This window comes from Enterovibrio nigricans DSM 22720, assembly GCF_900167155.1.
In the GTDB taxonomy this organism is placed as follows: Bacteria; Pseudomonadota; Gammaproteobacteria; order Enterobacterales; family Vibrionaceae; genus Enterovibrio; species Enterovibrio nigricans.
This window is the reverse complement of sequence record NZ_FUXU01000173.1, coordinates 1-3,204: the sequence shown is the minus strand read 5'-3', so window position 1 is coordinate 3,204 and position 3,204 is coordinate 1. Positions and strand designations below refer to the sequence as shown.

The following is a 3,204-nucleotide window of genomic DNA, read 5'->3' as shown; positions in this document are numbered from 1 at the left end:
ACGACGAGGAAGGTGACACTAGATTGCCTGAAACTTAAAACTTTGCAACGGAGCCGCTTCGACTATGGTACAGCTAACTGTTCTGTAGCGGTTTTAGAAAGCGGTAAGCCCCGTCTTTTGGCACTGGAAGGTGACAGCCCATTTATCCCTTCAACGTTATGTGCTCCGACACGAGAAGCGGTTAGTGAATACCTCTGGCGACATTTTGAGATCAAACCCAGTGATTCAGTTGGCGAACAGTTACTGCGACGCGCAGTTGCTTTTAACCGCGAAGAAGGAATTGACGTTGAACCTGGTGACCTTCGTTTCGGCAGGTCAGCCCTCGCGACTTACCTTGAAGATCCTGAAGAGGTCTATTACGTAAAGTCGCCAAAATCATTTTTAGGTGCAACAGGTCTGCGTGACGTTCAAATCAGCTTTTTTGAAGATCTCGTTTGCGCCATGATGGCCAATATCAAACAACAGGCCGAATCGACGCTGCAGACAGACATATTTCAAGCCGTGATCGGACGCCCGGTCAATTTTCAAGGCATTGGAGGCGAAAAGGCCAATACTCAAGCAGAATCTATATTGCTGTCTGCTGCCAAACGGGCTGGCTTCAAAAACGTCCAGTTTCAGTTTGAACCTGTAGCAGCAGGCCTTGAATATGAAAGCACCTTAGACAATGACAAAACCGTACTCGTCGTCGATATCGGTGGTGGCACCACAGATTGCAGCCTGATACAAATGGGGCCAAGTTGGAAAAACAAGGACGATCGCAAAACATCACTGCTTGCCCATTCGGGCTGTCGTGTGGGCGGAAATGACCTTGATATTCATTTGGCGTTCGAACAGTTAATGCCGCTATTTGGCAAAAACTCGACACTGCAACGCGGCATAGCAATGCCAATCCCGCAGTTTTGGAATCCCATCGCCATCAACAATGTCGCGGCACAATCAGATTTTTACGCGTCGACAAACCGACAGGTATTACAGCAACTGATGCGAGATGCCAGCGAGCCAGATTTAATCGGTCGTCTATTAAAAGTCTATCGAGATACCTTAGGCTACCAAATTGTACGCAGTGCAGAAGAAGCGAAAATTGCGTTGTCCGAACAGGCGCAATATCATGCAGCATCGCTCTATCAGACGAAAATTTGGCGACGACGATTACAACCGAACAACTGTCCAGCGCCATCGCATCGCCTGTCGGCAAAGTCGCGGAGTTGGTCAACGAAGCGTTAGCACAAGCCGCAACTAAACCGGATGCTATCTTCATGACGGGAGGCAGTGCACGCTCTCCAATCCTTCGGGTCTTGCTGGAAACCACGCTTCCGGGGGTTCCTATTGTTGCCGGCGACTATTTTGGCTCGGTAACTTCCGGCCTAGTTCGTCATGCCGAGAAGTGTTTCAGTTAACCCAAAGACAAAAAGAGCCCTTCAGGGCTCTTTCTCTATTTCTTTTCTATATCTTAGGCTTAGGAATAAGCCCCCATGGTACTGACTGAATAACCGCACTTTCTTTTGTTACCATCGGGGTTTCGCTGGGACCTTGCCAATCGAGCAACATAATGGCAAGTACATTTCGATGCTCCCCTTTAGCCAGATCACTTCCACCTGATACCGACGGTATCATCCCCTTTTCTCTGTCGATTGCCGCTCGAATGATGTGCTGGCTTTTTTTAACGACGGGATCATTGTCCAGACCTGCTAATAAAAACGTAATGCCGATCTCTGCAATCACGTCCGGTTTCGATCGCGCAGCAATGGTATTGAAATGTTGACGAAAATAATCGTAAATCCATTGAAAATTGTCTTCACTCACGGGCTTTCGATAGTACTCAGATGCAGCAAGGATGATATGCGTCATACCATACAGTTTGTTGTTATATTGCTGCGTAGAAAGCATCGGGTCTTTTTCATCAGGATATGTCACTCTGAATGCCCGCTCAAACTGTTGGGACAGGTTGGCTTCACCAAGCTGGTTAAGCCAGTAAACCTGATTCGCCAATTGTGCTGCCCATGCGCGTATCATTTCAGGATCAGTAACATAATCGTGGAAGTCATACCAAGACAGGATCTCACGAAGCTTGTCATCGTTTCTGTGTTTCAGGCCGTACTCGTTCGCCCTTGCCATACTGCTGATAAGCCCTGCACCCAACACGAGGTATTCTTCTCTTCCCACAGCCGCGCGACGACGAAGAGCATCACGTTCGCTGTCGCCTGAGTAATACTTCTCCAAACGTATCGTCCCTAAACGCTTTACATCCTCTATCGAAGAAATGGAAACGCTGTAGTCATTCAAACGGCTGGCAATTCTCGCCATATCCGCCCAGACCGCAGCCTGATAATCATCATCCTGAGTCTGCCTATACATTCTCAACCCATAGTGACCCAACTGGTACACAGACAGCTCAGAGAGGTTGCTGTCATACGTTTTCTTGATCATTGCTGCATCTTGCTGAGGCGATGAAGAAAACGCACAGGCCGTCATGATGATCAGCGAAAATATGCTTATAAGCCCAATTCGAAGCGCTTTCATTCTTAATCCTCCCAATACACTTTCCTGTACGTTAAGGGATAGAAGTAAAGAGAGAGACAACGCTTTGTTAAAGTTTGACCGAGTCAGTGAAAATTTCACGAGACTTAGAAATGAGCCGCTGGACGAGAGAAAAGTGAATAGATGGTGAATAGGATTACGACAAAAAGAATAACACTCGCCAGCACAAACTACGCTAGCGAGTGTTCGTCAAAAAGACGAGTGGCAGTTCTCAGCGACACGTCGCAAAGAAGCGTATCAGCATAAAGGCAGTGGAACGCCGATGGTTAAACCGTCTTTCAACATCTTGTTGATAGACGAGATATTTATGACATAAAGATGACATTTTTAGGCAGTTAGGCATGATTTGTGCGGTTCATATCTAACTACTTTTAACGGCAATTTGGTTTTTTAGACACTTGAACGAGGCTTTGTATATATTTATAAACATCAACAACATAGATAAAACATCAGCCGTCTTTCCTTTGAGTTGGAAGACACATTTTATATCTCCAACGCTCGGAACGGGGGAACGAAACTTGAGGGAGGAAACGGCATTATCCAATTTGTTTGAGCACAGCGATCCGAATTACACGTTACTCACAATCTGAAAGGGGTTGTTGCAAAAAATCCGTAGTGATCCAAAATCGTCTCATTTCTCCCTGGCGGATAACGGATAGATGGCCA

1 protein-coding gene and 1 pseudogene are annotated in these 3,204 nt (G+C 46.6%); one reads left to right on the top strand and one right to left on the bottom strand.

Going from position 1 to position 3,204, the window contains the following annotated elements:
- The first annotated feature begins 42 nt into the window (after window positions 1–42).
- Window positions 43–1,397 (top strand): annotated as a pseudogene (yegD, locus tag B5D35_RS23235) (molecular chaperone).
- A 46-nt stretch (window positions 1,398–1,443) separates the two neighbouring features.
- On the opposite strand, the gene B5D35_RS23230 reads toward yegD, so the two are convergent.
- Window positions 1,444–2,520 carry a DUF3541 domain-containing protein gene (locus B5D35_RS23230; RefSeq protein ID WP_078754770.1) on the bottom strand — a complete coding sequence of 359 codons (1,077 nt, stop codon included), beginning with the start codon at window positions 2,518–2,520 and terminating at the stop codon, window positions 1,444–1,446.
- Window positions 2,521–3,204: the final 684 nt, after the last annotated feature.

What these genes read in the sequence shown, in the direction of transcription:
- B5D35_RS23230 (WP_078754770.1), bottom strand. Translation starts at nt 2,520, where the DNA reads ATGAAAGCGCTTCGAATTGGGCTTATAAGCATATTTTCGCTGATCATC.